This is a genomic window from Serratia sp. MMO-28 (assembly GCF_037199905.1).
GTDB classification, from domain to species: Bacteria; Pseudomonadota; Gammaproteobacteria; order Enterobacterales; family Enterobacteriaceae; genus Chania; species Chania oryzae.
Genome location: NZ_JBBCVB010000006.1, coordinates 75,424 through 93,424, shown reverse-complemented (window position 1 = coordinate 93,424; position 18,001 = coordinate 75,424). Strand labels below are relative to the sequence as shown.

Annotated in this window: 19 protein-coding genes and 1 tRNA gene; 10 read left to right on the top strand and 10 right to left on the bottom strand. The window is 53.4% G+C overall.

Translation table 11 applies throughout. From position 1 onward, the window contains the following. The first annotated feature begins 230 nt into the window (after nucleotides 1-230). From WG891_RS07035 to WG891_RS07025, 3 genes are all read left to right on the top strand, one after another. The gene (locus WG891_RS07035) at nucleotides 231-1,679 is read left to right on the top strand and encodes a UvrD-helicase domain-containing protein (protein ID WP_337262209.1); all 1,449 of its coding nucleotides are present in this window, start codon (nucleotides 231-233) and stop codon (nucleotides 1,677-1,679) included. Beyond that, nucleotides 1,673-3,373, top strand: coding sequence for a TraI domain-containing protein (locus WG891_RS07030; RefSeq protein ID WP_171887569.1), 1,701 nt, complete (start codon nucleotides 1,673-1,675; stop codon nucleotides 3,371-3,373). The genes WG891_RS07035 and WG891_RS07030 overlap by 7 nt, the downstream gene beginning before the upstream one ends. Nucleotides 3,374-3,458: 85 nt before the next feature. After that, on the top strand, nucleotides 3,459-4,490 hold the full coding sequence (locus WG891_RS07025) for a tyrosine-type recombinase/integrase (RefSeq protein ID WP_089181287.1): 1,032 nt from the start codon (nucleotides 3,459-3,461) through the stop codon (nucleotides 4,488-4,490). Between the two features lie 192 nt (nucleotides 4,491-4,682). On the opposite strand, the gene WG891_RS07020 is transcribed toward WG891_RS07025, so the two are convergent. Then, nucleotides 4,683-4,758, bottom strand: a tRNA-Phe gene (locus WG891_RS07020). Between the two features lie 705 nt (nucleotides 4,759-5,463). On the opposite strand from WG891_RS07020, the gene speF reads away from it, so the two are divergent. Then, on the top strand, nucleotides 5,464-7,626 hold the full coding sequence (speF, locus tag WG891_RS07015; protein WP_076943433.1) for an ornithine decarboxylase SpeF: 2,163 nt from the start codon (nucleotides 5,464-5,466) through the stop codon (nucleotides 7,624-7,626). A 41-nt stretch (nucleotides 7,627-7,667) separates the two neighbouring features. Here speF and mltC read toward each other — a convergent pair whose 3' ends face one another. From mltC to mutY, 3 genes are all read right to left on the bottom strand, one after another. After that, nucleotides 7,668-8,744: a membrane-bound lytic murein transglycosylase MltC gene (mltC, locus tag WG891_RS07010; protein WP_337262208.1), complete on the bottom strand. Its 1,077-nt coding sequence runs from the start codon at nucleotides 8,742-8,744 to the stop codon at nucleotides 7,668-7,670. A 66-nt stretch (nucleotides 8,745-8,810) separates the two neighbouring features. After that, nucleotides 8,811-9,083: an oxidative damage protection protein gene (locus WG891_RS07005; protein WP_337262207.1), complete on the bottom strand. Its 273-nt coding sequence runs from the start codon at nucleotides 9,081-9,083 to the stop codon at nucleotides 8,811-8,813. Next, on the bottom strand, nucleotides 9,080-10,180 hold the full coding sequence (gene mutY, locus WG891_RS07000) for an A/G-specific adenine glycosylase (protein WP_076943430.1): 1,101 nt from the start codon (nucleotides 10,178-10,180) through the stop codon (nucleotides 9,080-9,082). The genes WG891_RS07005 and mutY overlap by 4 nt, the downstream gene beginning before the upstream one ends. 167 nt (nucleotides 10,181-10,347) lie before the next feature. Between mutY and trmB the strand changes: the two genes are divergently transcribed. From trmB to WG891_RS06970, 6 genes are all read left to right on the top strand, one after another. Further along, nucleotides 10,348-11,067: a tRNA (guanosine(46)-N7)-methyltransferase TrmB gene (gene trmB / locus WG891_RS06995; RefSeq protein WP_337262206.1), complete on the top strand. Its 720-nt coding sequence runs from the start codon at nucleotides 10,348-10,350 to the stop codon at nucleotides 11,065-11,067. Then, nucleotides 11,067-11,393, top strand: a complete 327-nt coding sequence (locus WG891_RS06990) for a YggL family protein (protein WP_076943429.1) — start codon at nucleotides 11,067-11,069, stop codon at nucleotides 11,391-11,393. Before trmB ends, WG891_RS06990 begins: the two co-directional genes overlap by 1 nt. A 69-nt stretch (nucleotides 11,394-11,462) precedes the next feature. Next, nucleotides 11,463-12,386, top strand: coding sequence for a glutaminase B (gene glsB / locus WG891_RS06985; RefSeq protein ID WP_337262205.1), 924 nt, complete (start codon nucleotides 11,463-11,465; stop codon nucleotides 12,384-12,386). A gap of 40 nt (nucleotides 12,387-12,426) precedes the next feature. Further along, nucleotides 12,427-13,143 carry a DUF2884 domain-containing protein gene (locus WG891_RS06980; RefSeq protein ID WP_337262283.1) on the top strand — a complete coding sequence of 239 codons (717 nt, stop codon included), beginning with the start codon at nucleotides 12,427-12,429 and terminating at the stop codon, nucleotides 13,141-13,143. Nucleotides 13,144-13,234: 91 nt separating this feature from the next. Continuing rightward, nucleotides 13,235-13,477, top strand: a complete 243-nt coding sequence (locus WG891_RS06975) for a DUF4160 domain-containing protein (protein WP_156293051.1) — start codon at nucleotides 13,235-13,237, stop codon at nucleotides 13,475-13,477. Further along, complete coding sequence (locus WG891_RS06970; RefSeq protein ID WP_156293052.1) at nucleotides 13,461-13,709, top strand: DUF2442 domain-containing protein; 249 nt, start codon at nucleotides 13,461-13,463, stop codon at nucleotides 13,707-13,709. The genes WG891_RS06975 and WG891_RS06970 overlap by 17 nt, the downstream gene beginning before the upstream one ends. A 44-nt stretch (nucleotides 13,710-13,753) precedes the next feature. Here WG891_RS06970 and hemW read toward each other — a convergent pair whose 3' ends face one another. The 6 genes from hemW to WG891_RS06940 all read right to left on the bottom strand — a co-directional run bounded on the left by hemW (nucleotide 13,754) and on the right by WG891_RS06940 (nucleotide 17,988). Then, the gene (gene hemW, locus WG891_RS06965; RefSeq protein ID WP_337262204.1) at nucleotides 13,754-14,905 is read right to left on the bottom strand and encodes a radical SAM family heme chaperone HemW; all 1,152 of its coding nucleotides are present in this window, start codon (nucleotides 14,903-14,905) and stop codon (nucleotides 13,754-13,756) included. Beyond that, entirely contained in the window at nucleotides 14,895-15,491 is a 597-nt protein-coding gene (locus tag WG891_RS06960) for an XTP/dITP diphosphatase (protein WP_337262203.1), read from the bottom strand. The genes hemW and WG891_RS06960 overlap by 11 nt, the downstream gene beginning before the upstream one ends. A 17-nt stretch (nucleotides 15,492-15,508) precedes the next feature. Continuing rightward, nucleotides 15,509-15,799 (bottom strand): DUF167 family protein YggU, encoded by a 291-nt coding sequence (gene yggU / locus WG891_RS06955; protein WP_337262202.1) that lies wholly within the window; start codon nucleotides 15,797-15,799, stop codon nucleotides 15,509-15,511. Beyond that, nucleotides 15,796-16,350, bottom strand: a complete 555-nt coding sequence (locus tag WG891_RS06950) for a YggT family protein (protein ID WP_076943423.1) — start codon at nucleotides 16,348-16,350, stop codon at nucleotides 15,796-15,798. The genes yggU and WG891_RS06950 overlap by 4 nt, the downstream gene beginning before the upstream one ends. Before the next feature lie 79 nt (nucleotides 16,351-16,429). Continuing rightward, the gene (gene proC / locus WG891_RS06945; RefSeq protein ID WP_337262201.1) at nucleotides 16,430-17,251 is read right to left on the bottom strand and encodes a pyrroline-5-carboxylate reductase; all 822 of its coding nucleotides are present in this window, start codon (nucleotides 17,249-17,251) and stop codon (nucleotides 16,430-16,432) included. Nucleotides 17,252-17,280: 29 nt separating this feature from the next. Then, on the bottom strand, nucleotides 17,281-17,988 hold the full coding sequence (locus WG891_RS06940; protein ID WP_337262200.1) for a YggS family pyridoxal phosphate-dependent enzyme: 708 nt from the start codon (nucleotides 17,986-17,988) through the stop codon (nucleotides 17,281-17,283). Nucleotides 17,989-18,001: the final 13 nt, after the last annotated feature.

The window sequence follows — 18,001 nt, the reverse complement described above, 5'->3', positions numbered from 1 at the left end:
AAAACACAATAAAACAATAGATTGTTAGCTTTGGGGTTGCCTTCGGAGGTATAGGCTTCCCCACTGTTTTGCTCTAAGAGACTCCAGCAATGAGGGGTTGATAGCTGTCTATCAACCTGAACACGGCTGACTGCGGGAATCTATTTCTTTCGGGAAAAGGTTTTTCTGTGGTACTGGCCGTACTGACCTGCGCAGGATAAGCGCCGGTCAAGTTTTACGGAGTGCTGCTTATGTCTTATTGTGATACACCTGAACAGGCCGCCATCATTGGTTGGTCCGGCCATCGCCTGGTGGTCAGGGCGTTTGCCGGCACCGGTAAAACGTCTACATTGGTCCGTTTTGCCCAGGCAAACCCGGATTGCAGGATGCTTTATCTTGCCTATAACCGTGCAGTCAGGGATGAGGCTGAGCAAAAATTCCCGTTTAACGTTGAATGTAAGACGTCGCATCAGCTGGCCTGGCCTAACTTCGGGCGCCATTATCAGCGGCGGTTGACAGCTAACCTGCGGATCACTGACGTTGCTCGCCAACTCAATACCCGCTATTGGCCGCTGGCACGCACATCTATCACGACCTTTAACGCTTTCCTCTGCAGTGGGGATGGCGAATTGGGTTTGCAACACTTGCCTGATGAAGACTCACGCAGTGGTTTGTCGCCCGATAAAATCCTGGCAGCGGCGCAATTGCTCTGGCGTGAGTCTGCACGCCAGGATGGTACTTTCCCTGTCACCCATGACGTTTACCTCAAGCTGTATCAGCTCTCTCAGCCCGACCTTTCCAAACGCTGGCAGACGCTCCTGTTTGACGAGGGGCAAGACGCGAATCCGGTGACGCAGTCACTGGTACTGGCGCAGGGTTGTAATGTGGTGTTGGTTGGCGACCGGCATCAACAAATCTACCGATTCCGTGGCGCGGAAAATGCCCTCGATGCTCCTGAGTTGGCCGATGCGGACCAACTTTACCTGACACACAGTTTCCGTTTTGGTCCTGCCGTGGCCCAGCTGGCCAATATGCTGCTTGCGCGGCAAGGCGAAACGATGTCGGTGGTCGGGGAGGGGGGAAACGACAGGGTTGTTGGGTGCATACCTGATGACGTGAAGGGTCAGCCTGTTGCCATATTGAGCCGAACGGTGGCTGGGGTCATCGGCGCTGCGCTGGATGCCAGCCTGGCAGGGAAGAAGGTCTACTGGGTTGGGGGTATCAGCGGCTACAAAACGGAAGAACTGGAAGATCTGTACTGGTTTTCGGCGGACATGCCTGAGCGAATGCAATCTCCGCGGCTGGCGCGAGAATACCGCAACTTTGAGGAATTTGAGTCGGTTGCCAGAGCAACCCGGGATGTTGAAATGAATCAAGGCCTCCGATTACTCGAACAGTACTTCCCGCTGCCACAAAAGCTGCAGGTGATGCGTGAGCATGCAGTGACTGATGAATGCCAGGCTCAGATAACCGTTTCGACGGCGCATCGAAGCAAAGGGCTGGAGTGGTCTGTGGTGGTGTTGAATCATGATTTTGCCGATATCACAGATCCCCTGATGGCCGACTGCGAACGTACCGATGAAACCAACCTGCTGTATGTCGCTGTGACCCGGGCCCGGCAAACGCTGGTACTGAATGAATTGCTCCAGATGTTGATGGACAGCGAGGGTAATGATATCGCCGGAGGCCTGGCATGCTGAAGGCTATCAAAGAACTGCTGGTTGGAACCCGGGTTATGCCGGCAAATCCAACGGCAAGCATTTCAGCCTCTCAATGTCCTGTAGGTTATTTTATGCCGGCATCCGCAGAGCAGCTTTTGAGCACGGCCTCTCGTCAGCAGTGTTTGCAGCAGCTGTGGGAGAACAGCGCACTGCCCAAAGATCTCTATGAACATTTCTATCTGCAACCCTTGAAGCAGCTTGTTACGCTGATGCAGGTACTTCCGGCCTCGTCCCAGGGGGAGTATGCCAGGGAAGGAGGGCTGGTCGATGTTACCCTGCAGACGACGACGTATGCGGTTCGACTGGCCAAGGGGTACATGTTGCCCCCAGGGGCTGCGCCTGAAGAACAATCCGCCCAGAATGTGCAGTGGAATGTCGTGGTGTTTTATGCAGCTCTATGGCACTACCTGCCGCTGTTGAGCCAGCTGCAGGGTGAGTTCCAAAGTGGCCGTGCCTGGTTACCTGGTTTGACGGTACCGGGTGAACCTTACCGTTTTCGCTTCAGAGCCACTCCGTTAGCCCCGACTCTGGCCAGCAGTCAGAGCGCAATGATTGCGGCACGACTGCTGCCTGAAGAGCTTATTGAATGGTTGTCAACACTACCAGCGTCGATACATTCGTTGATGACGATAGCGTCCAGGCAACCGAGCACATTACCTGCAATTGACGATATTACTCTGGAGGCGGCTAAACTGGCTCGTGGCGATGGTTTGGCCGTATCGCTTTTGCCGATATCCAACCCCGACACATTGGCAATAACCTTACCGTCAGTGGCGCCGGCGACAGAACATATCACCTCTTCAGTACCCGAGACTGATTTGCAAAGCGCAGTCAGCAGTATCCGTCCCACTCTCGCTCAGGAGCAACTGCCGGCAGAGACATTAGATCAGCCCAACGAAAATGCACCGTTAGTCACGGAAGTGTTTCTTAGTTCGGCCCTGGATGCGCCGGTCAACGATAAGCCTTTGGCTGAGATGGTCCTGGCGCCAGAAACAGAGGTTGGTGTGGAAGAAGATATGCAGGCTTTGTTGTCATTAATGGCGGTAGAGGTGTCAGTACCGACTTGCCTGGATAACCAAGAAGAGGGAAACGCCCCTCAGAAAGAGAGCCTCCTTCCTGAAGAAAAGCAGGGGTCGGTACATGACATAACTACTGTAATTGAAGATGACTGTGTTTTACCAGGCGTAATAGAACCGGAACTATTAAATAGCACGGAAACAACGACTATTTTAGACGTTCAACATTTATCAAAGGCTCCAGGGTTGGAAGAAAATAGCGTGGAAGGTATTTTGAATGCAGAGAATAATGTTGGGAACGCCTTTCTACAGTGGTTGAGTCTTGGGATAAAAAAAGGTGATATATCTGTTAATACTATAGGTTCCAGGGCACATATTGTTAGTGGTTTCGTGTTTCTCTGCGTTCCAGATATTTTTCATCTGTATATCAAAGAAAATAATTTGGAGCGTAGTGACCGAAATGCTATCCAAAAAGCATTTGAAAAACTGGGAAGACATCGGATCCGTAAGGGGCAGCGATTCTTTATTGGCCATCTTTATGAAAAGCCTGAGGGGGTGGGCACATATCGCCGTATCAATGGTTACCTGATTAAGGCAAATAGTTTGTATGGTGGGACACGCGTGCCAGAGGACAGTCAGTTACTCGTGATCCCGTAGTTTTTTGATGCAGGGAGAATCTCATAAGTGTTGGGTAAAACTGACGGATTGTGAGTGGATAAATATACTCATTCGAGGTTATGAAATGAAAAGTGAAGAAAAAATGCACGATGAGTGGGAGTTCTTGCTCGAGGAATATTTTTTCACCAAACAACTACGTGCAGCAACGGAATGGAGTTATAGGAAAGTAGCACTAACATTTACGCGTTTTATTGGTGGAGCTATAACACCTGCTATGGTGACGCAAAGGGATGTGTTGCTTTGGCGTCGGCATCTGTTAAAGGAGAAAAACCTTTCGGTACATACCTGGAACAATAAGGTTGCCCATCTGCGGGCAATATTTAATTTGGGTATTAAAAAAGCGTTGGTTCAGCACGGTGAGAACCCTTTTAATGGAACGGTAGTTCGATCTGACACTAAGAAAAAACGAATATTGACGAAGTCTCAATTGACCCGTCTTTACCTCGTGATGCAACAGTATGAACAGCGGGAGAAGGAGAGAAAACCAGTGAAGGGGGGAAAGTGCGCACTCTATCCTACCTGGTTCTGGATGACGGTATTAGACACATTTCGATATACCGGTATGCGTAACAATCAGATGATCCACATCCGCCTGAGAGATGTGAACATTGAGCAAGGTTGGATCGAACTTCGACTTGAAGGTAGCAAAACACATCGAGAGTGGAAAGTACCGGTGGTTCGTCAATTAAGGAAGCGAATAGAGCTGCTCATGATACGTGCAATCGAGCGAGGTGCGGGTCAGCATGACCTGCTTTTTGATGTCAAACGGTTCACCAATCCACGGAATACTCATTACATCTATGACGAGAAAAACGTTCTGCAGTCATTTCGTAGCTTCTATCGTCGGTTGTCCAGGGAGAGTGGCTTCGATATTTCCTCACACCGTTTCCGTCACACACTTGCCACGGAGTTGATGAAATCCCCGGACAGAAATCTAAAACTGGTGAAGGATTTGCTGGGGCACCGTAACGTCAGTACCACAATGGAGTATATCGAATTGGATATGGAAGTAGCAGGAAGAGCACTAGAACAGGAGCTTGTTTTACATACGGATATCACCGCTACGAGAAGCTTACAAAGCTTGACACAGGCATGATTTGCTGTGAATATCACCAGTGATCGAGAAAAGGACGCCTGTGCTGTCACACAGGCATCCTTCTTGAGGAATTCAACTTACAACGTCGCGGTAGTAAACAGTTACTCTGTTATCACTTTGACAAGTCGATTCCGTATTAACCACCCGTTAAAGTTCTCATCCTTTAACCAGTGTGCATTGATGCAGAATTAGTGGTGCCCGGACTCGGAATCGAACCAAGGACACGGGGATTTTCAATCCCCTGCTCTACCGACTGAGCTATCCGGGCAACGGGGCGCATTAAACCGTATTTGGCCGTATGTCGTCAATCGCTTTCTACCACAAACCCGATCGGTTGCTCTAATTTCATTCAGAAAGTGGGGGCCAGCAACTGCATTTTTTCTGCGTGAGATAAATAGATATGCAATAAATTCGTGTATTTATACTATTTTATTGTTCTTTGCCTTTTCTATTATCGTTATATATTACAAAGGGTTATCATTGTAAGTGCCCTGGGGTTTACTTCGATAATTGTTACTTGAACCCCATAAAAAAACATGCAATCATTGCGCGAATTTTGTTATCCATCCATCACACAATGGCGATCACGCTCATCAAAATCAGGGGGTTACAGGCATGACTGGTTTCATTACTCAAGCATTGCTGTGCGCCAGACATCTGATGATGCCGTTATCCCGCCGTGGTTATTCCCATCTGTCGTCTTCGCGCTTATCGCTGCACACCATGCGGTAACGCTACCTGATGCTCGCTGTTAGGCATTATTAAAAATAGAGCTGCGGCTCTGATTTTACTGATGTCTATCGGTCGCTGCCGATCCCAGCCCGCGATAGCTGCCTGATGTTAACCCGCATCAGCCGACCCTTTTTGCATCTCATGCTGCAATGCAGGACATCACTTTGCCGGGATAATCTTGGTTATCTCATTATGTGCCTTGTGGCACACCCTCATCCTTAACCGTTTGAGAGTCAGCACTATGAAAGAACTGAAAATAGCAACAAGCACCAGCCTGATCGCCAGTATCGAAACTCTGCGCCAGATCGTTCGCGTGGAACAGACTGACTATACCGATGTGGCGGCGGTGGTGGTGTCCGTCGAGGACGTGAATGCTGGCATTCTCGAAATACTTAAGGCGACCGGTTTTGGCATCCCGACGTTTGTTGCTGTTGAGGGGGATGAACATCTCTCCCCGGATTACCTGCCGTTAATCAGCGGGGTGTTTGCTTTGTCGGCTGCGACTAAAGCGTTTTATATGGCACAGTTGGAAGCCGCTGCCGATGCTTACGAGCAGGCGTTGCTGCCACCTTTTTTCAAAACGCTGAAAACCTATGTGGAAATGAAGAATTCGACCTTTGCCTGCCCAGGGCATCAAGGCGGTGAGTTTTTCCGCAAGCATCCGGCGGGGCGCAAGTTTTTTGAATTTTATGGTGAAACGATTTTCCGTTCGGACATGTGCAACGCCGATGTAAAACTCGGCGATCTGCTGATCCACGAAGGTTCAGCGAAAGACGCACAAAAGCACGCAGCCAAAGTGTTCAATGCCGATAAAACCTACTTTGTACTGAACGGCACCTCGGCGGCGAATAAAGTGGTGACCAATGCGTTGCTGACGCGTGGCGATCTGGTGCTGTTCGATCGTAACAACCATAAATCCAACCATCATGGTGCGCTGATCCAGGCCGGAGCAACGCCGGTCTATCTGGAAACCGCGCGCAACCCGTTTGGTTTTATCGGTGGGATCGACTCTCGTTGTTTTGATGAGCGCTATCTGCGCGAGCAAATCCGTGACATCGCGCCAGAGAAGGCCAATACGGCGCGGCCTTTCCGTTTGGCGATCATCCAGCTTGGCACCTACGACGGCACGATCTATAACGCCCGTCAGGTGATTGACACCATCGGCCACCTGTGTGATTACATCCTGTTTGATTCTGCCTGGGTGGGTTACGAAGGCTTTATCCCGATGCTGAAAGAGTGCTCGCCGCTGTTGCTGGAGTTGGATGAACTCGATCCCGGCATTTTCGTTACGCAGTCGGTGCATAAACAGCAGGCTGGGTTCTCGCAGACGTCGCAGATCCACAAAAAAGACGATCATATCAAAGGCCAGAAACGCCACTGCAATCACAAACATCTCAACAATGCGTTTATGCTGCATGCCTCGACTAGCCCGTTCTACCCGCTGTTTGCCGCGCTGGACGTCAACGCCAAAATGCACGCCGGGGCAGCAGGCCGCCGCATGTGGATGGAGTGCGTCAAGTTGGGGATTGAGACGCGCAAACAGTTGCTGGCACGCTGTACGCAGTTAAAACCCTTTATTCCGCAGCAGGTGGCTGGCAAAGACTGGCAAGATTACGATACCGAGCTTATCGCCAACGATGCGCGTTTCTTTAACTTTGTGCCGGGCGAGGAATGGCACGGGTTTGAGGGTTATGCGCAGGATCAGTATCTGGTGGATCCTTGCAAACTGCTGCTGACCACGCCGGGTATTGATGCCGCAACCGGGCAATACACTGAATTTGGTATACCGGCCACCATTCTGGCCAACTTCCTGCGCGAAAACGGCATTGTGCCGGAAAAATGCGATCTTAACTCGATCCTGTTCCTGCTGACCCCGGCGGAAAGCCCGGCGAAGATGGACAATCTGGTGGATATGCTGGTGCAGTTCGAGCGCTATATTGAGCAGGATGCGCCGTTGAGCGAAGTCCTGCCAACGGTATATCGCAAGAACGAGCAACGCTACCGCGGTTACACCATCCGCCAACTGTGCCAAGAGATGCACGATCTGTACGTCAGCTTCGACGTGAAGCAACTGCAGAAAGAGATGTTCCGCCAGGAGCATTTCCCGCCGGTGGTGATGAACCCGCAAGATGCCAACGTGGAGTTTATCCGCGACAACGTCGAACTGGTGCCTATCGGCCAAGCGGAAGGGCGCATTGCGGCGGAAGGTGCGCTGCCTTACCCGCCTGGTGTGCTGTGTGTGGTGCCGGGGGAGGTGTGGGGCGGGGCGGTGCAGCGCTATTTTCTGGCGCTGGAAGAGGGCATCAACCGCTTGCCGGGCTTTTCTCCTGAGTTGCAAGGCGTGTATATCGAGAAGAAAGATCACGGCTGGAAGCGGATTTTCGGCTATATGATCAAGCAGTAAAACAACAGGGCCGATGAATGACGCATCTGCCCTGCACAACGTTACTTGCGGCGATAACTCTTTTGCGCGTTATTTACCTTCACCAGGTAGCGGCGTGATTCACTCGCCGGGTGCTTGGTGATCAGCGTTTGATAAATATCACCCGGTTGCATGCCGTTGATAATCGTCACCGCCTTGGCTTTATCGCTGTGGAACACCCGCAGCACGCTGCCCGCTCCGCCGTTGTAGGCGGTAATGACCGCATAGCGGCGTGAGGTCGGGTTCTGAATGCCCCCCAGATAGTTGTTCTGCAGAATGGCTAAGTATGCCGTACCGGTATCGATATTGTTTTCCGGATCGAACAGATAGCTGCGGCTTGGCGTTCCCCATTTGCCCTTCATCTGGAACACGTCTTTACCGGCGGTGTGCTGCACCACCTGCATCAGGCCCAGCGCATCGGAACCGCTCACCGCATACGGGTTGAAGCTCGATTCGGTTTGCATGATGGCCAGGATCAGCGACTCTTCAATGCCGTATTTCTGAGAGGCTTTACGTACCATCGGCAGGTATTTGTGTGCACGTTTATCCAGGTGGTTAGGCACCAGTTGGATGGTAACCGAGGTGATCACGTGCAGGCCAGAGGTGCGTTTTTGCAAGCGGGTTTGCAGCAGGTAATCGGCGAAATGTGCCGCACGCCATTCCCAGCGGATCGGCTGGCCGTTGTTATCCAGCACCTGGCCATACAGGAACGGCTCTTTACTGATCTGGATATCGTTAACATCGGAATAAAGGTCGATGGAGCCCGGATCGTCGCCCATCAGCAGGGTGCTGATAATCGCCTGGCGCAGGTGTGTGGCAGGATCGGTGGTGGCAATGGTTTCGACCGTGATGGTGCCTGCGTCAAAGTTGATGTGGCTGCGGGTCTGATATTGGTCGGTGTATTTCACATAATCTTTTGGCCCAGCGATCAACACTTCGCTCAAGCCCCAGATGTTCTCAATATTGTGGGCAAACTGGCCCATTAAAATGTCGAAGGCGTTGGTATCTTTCACCAAGGCTTCGTTGACCTCTTCATTTTTTTGGCCTGAGCAGGAGATCAGCAAAGGTGCTATGACGAGCAAAGCTAAAATTTTCTTCATCTTAAAGCCGTATACGCGAAGAATGATAGGAGAGGTGGAAAGGGCCAGCGCCTGGCCCGGAAAATATTATTCGTTTGGCGGTGTGTAACCTTCGATATGGACGTCATGCCCCTCAAACAGAAAACGAATCATCTCTGCTTCCAGCAGCTTACGATCATCAACGTTCATCATGTTGAGTTTTTTCTCGTTGATCAGCATGGTTTGTTTTTTCATCCATTCGCCCCAGGCATCTTTGGAGATCTCATTGAAGATGCGCTTGCCGACGTCGCCTGGATAGAGCTGAAAGTCCTGCCCTTCGGCGTCGCGCTGCAGGAAGGTACAAAAAATGGTTCTGCTCATGCTAATTCCTCGTCAATGGCGCTGTTGCCAAATAAACCTTGTTGGATCGGTGACTGTTTCGCCAGTTGTTGCAACAGGCGTTCAACCGGTGCGGCCAGCCCGACCGATGGCGGCTGCGCTAAGTTATACCAGAGACCGGCACCCTCATCCATGGCGCTGGTGGCTTTGTCGAGATTCAGCCACATTGGCACAATATCCAGATGGAAATGGCTGAAGGTGTGGCGGAAAGCGGTCAGTTGCTCCAGACGATCTCCCTTCAGGCCGCGCTGCTGCAACCACAACTCCAGGTCGATGCGGGTTGTGAACTGCGGAAAGCAGAACAGGCCGCCCCATAACCCGCTGCCTGGGCGCTGCTCGAGCCAAACGCCGTCGCCGTGCTGCAGCAGTAAAAAGTAGGCGGTTTTTTCCGGCAGCGTCTGCTTGGGTTTTTTGCCGGGATACTTGGCCCAACTACTGTTGCCGTTAGCGATGCAGCCGGTATTGAGCGGGCATAACTCGCATTTCGGCTTGGAACGGGTGCAAACCATCGCCCCCAGATCCATCATCGCCTGGTTGAACTGCCCCACGCCTTGCGCGGGAGTCACTTCTTCACTGATTTGCCACAGGCGGTTTTCCACTTCTTTCTTGCCCGGCCAGCCTTCCACGGCGTAACAGCGAGCCAGCACGCGTTTTACGTTGCCGTCGAGGATCGGGTAATGCTGCCCCAGCGCCAAAGAGAGAATTGCCCCGGCGGTTGAGCGGCCTACGCCGGGCAGATCGACAATTTCTGCAAAGGTTGTCGGGAACTCACCGCCGTGCTGTGCGACAATGGTCTGAGCCGCTTTATGCAGGTTTCTGGCGCGGGCGTAGTAACCCAGCCCGGTCCACAGATGCAGCACTTCATCCAGCGGCGCTTCGGCGAGCGCGCGCACGTGCGGAAAACGTGTCATAAATCGCTGAAAATAAGGAATCACGGTGGCAACCTGAGTTTGTTGCAACATCACCTCAGAGAGCCATACTTGATAAGGCGTTTTATCGAGTTGCCACGGCAGCGTTTTGCGGCCGTAGCGCTGGTACCAGTCAAGTACCACGTGCGAGAACTGTTGCGCTTGCATCATAAGCGGGTTTCGCTGTCCGTCTGATATTTGATGCGCGATTCCAGCATAGTGTGAGAGTGCTGTAAACTGGAACTTTCCGCCGTAGCATACGATGAACGCTTGCTAAACCAGGGTATCTTTGCATAATGCGCCTTTCCCAATTGGCAGCCAAACAGACAGAAAGCACTATGATTAATGACGTCATCTCTCCGGAATTTGATGAGAACGGCCGCGCGATGCGCCGTATCCGCAGTTTTGTTCGCCGCCAGGGGCGGTTGACCAAAGGCCAGCAATATGCGCTGGACCACTATTGGCAGCAGATGGGCGTGGAATATCAGGCTGAACCTGTCGATATCTCTACCCTGTTCGGGCGCGAGGCGCCAACCGTGCTGGAGATCGGTTTTGGCATGGGGGCTTCATTGGTCACCATGGCGGGTAATAACCCGCAGCAGAACTTCTTGGGGATTGAGGTGCATTCACCAGGCGTAGGTGCCTGCCTGGCAGACGCCCATGAAGCCGAATTGACCAACCTGCGGATCATGTGCCACGACGCGGTAGAAGTGCTGCAGAATATGATCCCGAATGGCTCGCTGGAAATGGTGCAACTGTTCTTCCCGGATCCATGGCATAAAGCGCGCCACAACAAACGCCGCATCGTGCAGACGCCGTTTGTGGAACTGGTGCTGAGCAAATTAAAGGTGGGTGGCGTATTCCATATGGCCACCGACTGGCAACCCTATGCGGAACACATGCTGGAAGTGATGAACGGCAGCGCAGGATATCGTAATCTTTCCGAGAGCAATGATTACGTGCCGCGCCCAGACTCACGCCCGGTGACGAAATTTGAATTACGTGGCCAGCGTCTGGGACATGGCGTTTGGGATCTGATGTTTGAGAGGGTGGAATAATGGCTAAGAATCGCAGTCGTCGTTTACGTAAAAAGATGCACATTGAAGAGTTTCAGGAGCTGGGTTTCTCCGTTGCCTGGCGTTTTGCCGAAGGCACCGATGTTGACGATATCGATAGCGCGGTAGATGCTTTTATCGACGAAGTGATCGAGCCGAATGGTTTGGCGTTTGACGGCAGCGGCTACCTGCAGTGGGAAGGGTTGATTTGCCTGCAGAAGATCGGCAATTGCACCGACGAACAGCGTGAATTAGTCAAAAACTGGCTGGAAGCGCGTAAGCTGAGTGACGTGAAGGTCAGCGATCTGTTCGATATCTGGTGGGATTGATTTCTGCCCGATAAGTGTTGATTCAAGGTGCCTCAGTGGCACCTTTGCTTTATCTGGAGTGCAAGCACCGTGGTAACAACCTTGGATAACGCATTGCTGGATGAGATCCTGCAACAGGTGCGCCCGCTGATTGGCCAGGGTAAAGTCGCGGACTATATCCCGGCGTTGGCGGCAGTGGCAGCCGATCGCCTGGCGATTGCCGTCTGCACCGTCAATGGCGAACTGTTCCAGGCGGGGGATGCCACGGAACGATTTTCCATTCAATCAATCTCCAAAGTTTTCAGCCTGACGCTGGCGCTGACGCGTTATCAGGAAAGCGAAATTTGGCAGCGGGTAGGCAAAGAACCTTCCGGCTTGCCGTTTAATTCGTTGCTGCAACTGGAAATGGAACAGGGGAAACCGCGTAATCCGTTTATCAACCCAGGTGCTCTGGTGGTGTGCGATATGCTGCAGACGCGGCTCAGCGCCCCCAAGCAGCGCATGCTGGAAGTGGTACGCCAGTTGGCGGGGGAGAATGACTTGGCGTATGACGCTCGCGTAGCGCGTTCGGAATTCGAACACTCCGATCGCAATGCCGCCATTGCCTATCTGATGAAGTCGTTTGGCAACTTCGACAATGATGTGCTGACCGTGCTGCAAACCTATTTCCACTATTGTGCGCTGCGTATGAGCTGCGTGGAGCTGGCACGCAGTTTTGTCTATCTGGCCAATCAGGGGCGTGCGCTTAACGGCGATGAGGTCATCAGCCCATTACAGGCAAGGCAGATTAACGCCCTGATGATGACCAGCGGTATGTATGACGGTGCCGGTGAATTTGCTTACCGGGTAGGGATGCCGGGCAAGTCTGGTGTCGGGGGCGGCATTATTGCGATTGTGCCGGACGAATTGTCGATTGCCGTTTGGTCGCCGGAGTTGGATACCTCTGGTAACTCGTTGGCGGGAACTGCGGCACTGGAGCTGTTGTCTCAGCGCATTAGCCGTTCGATTTTTTAACTCCAGCGCAGATGCGGGTGGAAAGGAGTCAGGAGAAATGATGTTAAAGAAAACCGGGTTGGCCTTGCTGTTGCTGGTGGCTTCACAGGCGCATGCCGAATATCAATGCAACGTTAACCCTCAGGATGACGTGATCATCAGCCCGCAAAGCGTACAGGTGGCCGGTGCCAGCGGTAACCTGCTGATTTCCCGCGATGGTGATGTCACGCGCAACGGGCAGGTACTTAGCCTGAATGATAGCCAACGCCAGAAAGCCTTCAGCTACCAGAGTGCGTTACGCAAAGATTTGCCCTGGATCGATCAGGGGGCGCAACAGCATTTGGAAAAGGCACGCGTCGCGTTGGATAACGTGATTGTGCAGCAACTGGGCAGCAGCAGTAACGTGCGTAACCGCCTGACCACGCTCAATACGCAGCTTAAACAGCAGATGGGGCGTATTATCGAGCATCGTAGCGACGGCCTGGCGTTCCACCATAAGGTGATCGCACAGGTGGAACAGGACGGGCGCAACCTGGTGCAGCAGAGCATGGGCGGTGTGCTGCAAGATAGCCTGAACGAAATGGGCATTAAACAGGCGGCCAATGCTAACGGTAATCCGCTACAGGCGCTGATGGGTAACCTGGGTGGCCTTCAGCAGGCGATTCAGGGCGAGTGGAGCAAGCAGGAGCAGAGCTTCCAGAACTTTGGCCGCGATGTGTGCAACCGTGTGACGGCGCTGGAAACTCAGCGTAAGAGTTTGATTAACGCGTTGAAGTAAAAGGTATTTGATGGAACTCAACTTTTGACGCTTTAGAGGAGAACTGGCAATCTGGTTAAACTATAATCAATCAGTGAAAGGATTTGCGTTGATGCCAGTAATATTGCGCTTCAGAGGCTATAAGTTTTTTTTCTATTCAAATGAAGGGATTCCACGTGAACCTGCCCATATTCATGTCAGGGATGTTCAATTTGAGGCAAAGTTTTGGTTAATGCCTGAAGTTCATTTGGCCCGTAATGATGGTTTTAATGCGAAGGTGTTGAAAGAGCTGCTCGAAGTAGCGGAACTGCATCGCGCTCAGTTTCTGGAGGCTTGGAATGACTATTTCAGCTAAGAGTGTTCGTTTTGATGAGCTCAATATGTGGGTTGAGCTTAATGATGCCAGAACTATTGGCGTGCCTTTGGCTTGGTTTCCGCGTCTTTTACAGGCGAGTGCTGAACAACTAGCCAATTATGAGCTCAGTGCTCGGGGCATTCATTGGGAGGAGCTTGATGAGGACATCTCTGTCGAGGGGCTTCTCAAAGGGCGGGGTGATATAACTCGTCGTCCACATCATGCTGCCTGAATGAATTGACAGATAAAAAGCGCTGAACTCTCAGCGCTTTCTCGTTACTCTTCCGGTAGAAAAAGCTCCAGCAGTGAGTTGAGGAACAGCTTGCCTTTCTCGGTGATCTGCCAGTGTTCTGCCGTCTCTGCCAGGTAACCTTGCGCCAGCGCTGCGTCCAACTGCGTGCGGATCACGCTTTCATCCAACCCGGTGTAGCGGGCGAATTCCGCGCGCGGAGCGGCTTCCAGCAAGCGGAAACGGTTCATAAAGAACTCGAAGGGCCGGTCATGCTCAGCCACTTCATGCAGCTTGTCACGGTATTCGCCGCGCATAAAGCCGCGTGGATGCTTGGTTTTGCTGGTGCGCAGAATGCGGCCATCGGTGAAGGTCAGCTTGCCGTGCGCGCCGCAGCCAATCCCCAGATAGTCGCCGAAACGCCAGTAGTTGAGGTTGTGCTGGCACTGATAGCCCGGCTTGGCATAGGCCGATGTTTCATACTGCTGATAGCCAGCGGCGCTCAGCAGTTCGTGCCCTTGCTGATAGATATCCCACAGCGCGTCATCATCCGGCAGCAGCGGCGGGCGCGAGCTGAACAGCGTATTTGGCTCAATGGTGAGCTGGTACCACGACAGATGCGGCGGATTCAGGGCAATCGCCTGGCGCAGATCGTCCAAGGCTTCTTCCAACGATTGATCCGGCAGGCCGTGCATCAGATCGAGGTTGAAGCTGCGCAGGCCCAAACCGGTGGCCAGATGTGCGGCGCGTTTGGCCTCATCCGGCCCGTGGATCCGCCCCAGGCGGGTTAGCTTCTCGGCGCTGAAGCTCTGCACGCCAATCGAAATGCGGTTCACCCCGGCGCGCTGATAGCCGCTGAAGCGATCGGCCTCCACGGTGCCGGGGTTGGCCTCCATGGTGATCTCCGCATCGGCGGCTACGTGAATGCGGGCGCGCACCCCGTCCAGCAAGGCCTGCATGGCTTCGGCGCTCAGCAGGCTTGGCGTGCCGCCGCCAATAAAGATAGTGCTGATTTCACGGCCGCTGGTGAGCGGCAGATCGGCATCCAGATCGGCCAGCAGATGATCGACATATTCCTGATGCGGCACTTCGCCCTTTAAAGCGTGCGAGTTGAAGTCGCAGTACGGGCATTTCTGCACGCACCAGGGAATATGGATATACAGGCTGAGCGGCGGCAATTGCACGGGGTTAGCTGGCATTACGCAGGGCTTCCAGCATCAGTTTCAATGCCTGACCACGATGTGATATTGCACTTTTTTTCTCGCGCGACAGCTCAGCCGCCGTGCAGCCCAATTCCGGCACGTAGAAGATAGGATCGTAGCCAAAGCCGCCTTCACCGGCGGATTCAAAGGTCACCTCACCGGCCCAGTTACCGTGGAACACCAGCGGGGTTGGATCTTCTGCATGGCGCATATAGACCAGCACACAGTGGAACTGCGCCGCGCGTTGGCCTGCTGGCACGTCTTTCAGCGTCACCAGCAGCTTATCCAGATTCTGTTGATCGCTGGCGTCGACACCGGCGTAACGAGCGGAATAAATGCCCGGTGCGCCGCCGAGTGCATCCACCGCCAGGCCGGAATCGTCGGCAATGGCCGGCAGGCCGGTAACCTGCGCGGCGTGGCGGGCTTTCAGAATGGCGTTTTCAATAAACGTCAGGCCAGTTTCCTCAGCAGAATCTACGCCCAGCTCGGTTTGTGCCACCACGTCCAGGCCGAAATCGGCGAGCAGGCTGGCGAGTTCACGCACTTTTCCGGGGTTGCCGGTGGCAAGAACGACTTTTTGCATGATGATTACCTTGAAAATTATTCAATAAGCGCGGCGATCGCGGCAGGGATCTGTTGCGGATTAATGATGCGTAACTGCTTATGCCGCCCCAATTCACCTTTCTCGATGATAACGCTGCTCTTCGCCACCTTAAATTGCTTGGCGATAAACTTGATCAAGTGGGCGTTGGCCTGGCCGTCGACCGGCGGGGCGGTAATGGCGACTTTGATCTCGTCGCCATGCAGGCCAATGATCTGATCGCGGCTGGCTTTCGGCTGAATATAAAGCCTGATAACCAGCCCGTCGAGCACGGGGGTGACTGCACTCACAGCAGGAACCAGAGCTCGCCGAACAGATCCATCCCCAGGTAGTTGATGAGATACAGGATCAGAATCACCACCATGGCGGAGAAATCAATGCCGCCCATTGCCGGGATCACGCGGCGGATCGGTGCCATCAGCGGCTCGGTAAGCTGGTACATCACATAATCGATCGGGCTGCGGCCCTGGCTGATCCAACTCATCAGGGCGCGGATAATCATCACCCAGAAGATCAGATAACCGGCGGATTTGATCAGTGAGATCAGGCCAAATAACAGATTGTATGGGCTGAGTGACATCGCCCCACCCTGAATCAACAGCAGCAGTGGGTATTTGACGGTCATCAGTAAAAACGCCACCAGCAGCGAAGCGCTGTCTACCGGCCCCAGCGAAGGAATGATGCGGCGCAACGGGCCGACGATCGGCTGGGTAATTTTCACCACGAACTGCGAGAACGGGTTATAAAAGTCGGTGCGCGTCAATTGCATCCAAATGCGCAGCAACAGCACCATCACGTAAAGATCAACAACGGTCTTGACCAGGAAAGTCAGCGTTAGCATGTGAGTTACCCTTCTCCTTAATTCTTTGTTATCCCCTTGATCTTACAGGCACTGGCTGCCTGAAGCGCATTGGGGAACGTTAAAATAACTTTTCCATTTCCTGCGCGCGGGAAACGGCGGCCTGCATCGCTTTGGCAACGGTGTCAGGCAGTTGCTGTTCGTTGAACACCCGCAGCGCTTCGGCGGTGGTTCCCCCTTTGGATGTCACCTGTTCGCGCAGCGTCGACAAAGGGACTGCCGGGTTGGCTGCGGCCAGTGCCGCGGCACCGATGGCGGCCTGCTGCACCAGTTCGCGTGCTGCCGTGCTGCTGAAGCCCATGCGTTCGGCTTCCTGCTGCATCGCATCCATAAACAGAAAGAAATAGGCCGGTGCGCTGCCTGCGGCGGCAATCACCCCGTTGATACCGTTTTCGTCATCAACCCAGCATACTTTGCCGACCGAACTCATCAGATCGCGGGTGTAATCGCGATCCTGCTGGCTGACTTGCGGCGCAGCATACAACCCGCTCATACCTTTGCCCACCAAAGAAGGGGTATTAGGCATGATGCGTACAATATTCAGCGGTTCACCCAACATCTGATAGAAACGGCTGACCCGAATACCAGCGGCGATGGACAGCACCAGCTTGCCGGAAAAATTAACCTGCTCCTGCAAGGGTTTGCACACCTCTGCCATCATCTGCGGTTTGACCGCCAACACCACCACATCGGCGGCCTGTGCGCAACGGATGTTATCCGCGCAACTGATTACGCCATACTCAGCGGCCAGCGCATCGCGATTTTTCGGCGAAGGAGCGCAAACGCTGATGGATGTCGCCGGATAGCCCCCCGCAACCAGGCCTGCAATGATAGCGCGTGCCATATTACCGGCACCAATAAAGGTAATCTTGCGATGTTGCATCAAATCCCTCGTTAATTCAGTTGTGCCTGTCAGGCCTGAGAATAATCACGGGCCCCAAAAATGGCGGTGCCGATACGCACCATGGTGCTGCCAGCCGCGATCGCCGCGGCCATATCGTCGGTCATGCCCATCGATAGCGTATCCACCTGCGGATAGCGCTGTTTCAGGGCCAGGAACGCTTTATGCATCTGGCCAAAAACGGCCAGTTGACGCTGATAATCCGCTTCTGGGGCCGGGATGGCCATCAGGCCGCGCAACCTGAGGTTAGGCAAGGCGGCGACGGCCTCAGCGAGCGCCGGTAGTTCACCTAATACAATGCCAGATTTGCTCTGTTCATCGCTGATATTTATTTGGATCAGCACATTCAGCGGCGGCATGCCTGCTGGGCGTTGATCGTTCAGGCGTTGGGCAATGCGCAGGCGCTCAAGGGTATGACACCAGGCAAAGTTTTCTGCCACCAGTTTGCTTTTGTTGGATTGCAGTGGGCCGATAAAGTGCCACTCCAGCCCGGCCCCCTCAGGCAATTGGGCAAAATGCTGGATCTTATCCACGCCTTCCTGCACGTAATTTTCGCCGAAGGCGTGCTGGCCAGCGGCGATGGCTTCTGCGATCGCCGCCACAGGCTTGGTTTTACTGACTGCAAGCAATACCACTTCTTCTGGAGCACGTGCGCAGCGTTGAGCTGCTGCAGCAATACGGCTCCTGACATCCTGCAGGTTCTGTTGGATAGTGCTCATTATTGACCCAGGA

Excerpts from the sequence above, each read along its gene's own strand:
- WG891_RS06940 (WP_337262200.1), bottom strand. The coding sequence starts at position 17,988 with ATGAGCACTATCCAACAGAACCTGCAGGATGTCAGGAGCCGTATTGCT.
- WG891_RS07005 (WP_337262207.1), bottom strand. The coding sequence starts at position 9,083 with ATGAGCAGAACCATTTTTTGTACCTTCCTGCAGCGCGACGCCGAAGGG.
- WG891_RS07025 (WP_089181287.1), top strand. The coding sequence starts at position 3,459 with ATGAAAAGTGAAGAAAAAATGCACGATGAGTGGGAGTTCTTGCTCGAG.
- WG891_RS07035 (WP_337262209.1), top strand. The coding sequence starts at position 231 with ATGTCTTATTGTGATACACCTGAACAGGCCGCCATCATTGGTTGGTCC.
- mltC (WP_337262208.1), bottom strand. The coding sequence starts at position 8,744 with ATGAAGAAAATTTTAGCTTTGCTCGTCATAGCACCTTTGCTGATCTCC.
- WG891_RS06975 (WP_156293051.1), top strand. The coding sequence starts at position 13,235 with ATGCCAGTAATATTGCGCTTCAGAGGCTATAAGTTTTTTTTCTATTCA.
- proC (WP_337262201.1), bottom strand. The coding sequence starts at position 17,251 with ATGCAACATCGCAAGATTACCTTTATTGGTGCCGGTAATATGGCACGC.
- WG891_RS06950 (WP_076943423.1), bottom strand. The coding sequence starts at position 16,350 with ATGCTAACGCTGACTTTCCTGGTCAAGACCGTTGTTGATCTTTACGTG.
- speF (WP_076943433.1), top strand. The coding sequence starts at position 5,464 with ATGAAAGAACTGAAAATAGCAACAAGCACCAGCCTGATCGCCAGTATC.
- trmB (WP_337262206.1), top strand. The coding sequence starts at position 10,348 with ATGATTAATGACGTCATCTCTCCGGAATTTGATGAGAACGGCCGCGCG.
- WG891_RS06990 (WP_076943429.1), top strand. The coding sequence starts at position 11,067 with ATGGCTAAGAATCGCAGTCGTCGTTTACGTAAAAAGATGCACATTGAA.
- mutY (WP_076943430.1), bottom strand. The coding sequence starts at position 10,180 with ATGATGCAAGCGCAACAGTTCTCGCACGTGGTACTTGACTGGTACCAG.
- WG891_RS06960 (WP_337262203.1), bottom strand. The coding sequence starts at position 15,491 with ATGCAAAAAGTCGTTCTTGCCACCGGCAACCCCGGAAAAGTGCGTGAA.
- WG891_RS06970 (WP_156293052.1), top strand. The coding sequence starts at position 13,461 with ATGACTATTTCAGCTAAGAGTGTTCGTTTTGATGAGCTCAATATGTGG.
- WG891_RS06980 (WP_337262283.1), top strand. The coding sequence starts at position 12,427 with ATGTTAAAGAAAACCGGGTTGGCCTTGCTGTTGCTGGTGGCTTCACAG.
- hemW (WP_337262204.1), bottom strand. The coding sequence starts at position 14,905 with ATGCCAGCTAACCCCGTGCAATTGCCGCCGCTCAGCCTGTATATCCAT.
- WG891_RS07030 (WP_171887569.1), top strand. The coding sequence starts at position 1,673 with ATGCTGAAGGCTATCAAAGAACTGCTGGTTGGAACCCGGGTTATGCCG.